At 31.0% G+C, this 1,228-nt stretch carries 1 protein-coding gene; it reads right to left on the bottom strand.

What is annotated here, in order from left to right; all coding sequences use genetic code 11:
• On the bottom strand, positions 1-901 hold a 901-nt coding region (locus LS70_RS09850), incomplete at its 3' end, for a cache domain-containing protein (protein WP_201273990.1).
• Positions 902-1,228: the final 327 nt, after the last annotated feature.

Raw genomic sequence — 1,228 nt, 5'->3', positions numbered from 1 at the left:
GGGTAATAGCTGTTTCATCTTGCTTTAAGCCTTGTTGAATATTTTGAATGTTTGCATTAATTTCTTTTGCCATTGCTCCAAATTCGTCATTGGAGTTTAAAGTAATAAGTGTTGTATTTGTAGAGTTGTTATTAATAAAGCTGAAAAAATTGCGCAAATTTGCTTGCACAACACGCACGCTTTTAATAAGGTTGTTGTAAAATGCCCAAAGTATAGGAATCATAATTACAAAGAAAAAGATGATTCCAATCCCGAAACTTTTTAAGAGTGTCGCTCGAAGATTGGCAACAATGTCGTAAGAAATTTCTTCTGTATGTGTAGCAAGCGTATCTGTATAAACTCCTGTAGATAACCAGATATTATCTGTATTTGGAATCATTGCAGCATAGCCGATTTTTTGTGCTGTTCCAAGTGTTCCATCTGGCAAAGGTTTTGAAAAAGTAAAATACACAAATTTTGTTTCTTTGTCCTGTGTTTTAGCAGTTTCAAAAAGCTCACGCACATAATATACACCATTAACATCTTTTGTTTCATATAACGACTTTCCAATCAAATCTTTGCGTGTTGGGTGTGCTACTGGAGTATGTTCTTTGTATGCAAAATAATATCCACTTTTGTCATCTTCAAAGCGGAATTTTTCAATGCTTTTAGCGATAATCTGAATTTGTGATTCTTCATCAACACCTTGCACAAGCTCTCCTAAGGAGTTTGCTAAAGAGTCGGTAGCAAGCTTTAATTTTTGTTCAACTTCTTGCCTTATGCCATTATCAATTGCAACACGCGTGTTGGCAACCATACTTTTTCCATAATACATTACAATTCCAATGGCTATTGCTAGTCCTATTAGCATACCAAGAGCCAACACCATGATTTTTGTTTTAAGCGATAAATTTTTATACATTGTGTTATTCCTTAAAATTCCAAAATCTATAAATATTCTATGATTTTTTACTTAAAAAATCCCTTATCATAATTTACGCTATATTATAGAATTAACTTTAAAAATGGGAAATGGTAGCAAGAGGATAGAAATTTAAAAATTATAATTAAATTCTATGTAAATTGAGGATTTAACTCAAAATTAATATTTTTTATAACTTTTTAGCATTATTTTATTCTAAAAACATTAAAAAAATGCTAATATCTGTGCTTGTAACAATAATAAAATAAAAGGGAAAGGAGATTTATATGGCACAACCAGCCTATATCAAAATTGAAGGTGTAACTC

The sequence above is a fragment of the Helicobacter sp. MIT 11-5569 genome (assembly GCF_000765695.2).
Lineage (GTDB): Bacteria > Campylobacterota > Campylobacteria > Campylobacterales > Helicobacteraceae > Helicobacter_D.
The sequence above is the reverse complement of the archived record's forward strand: the minus strand, read 5'-3'. Positions and strand labels throughout refer to the sequence as shown.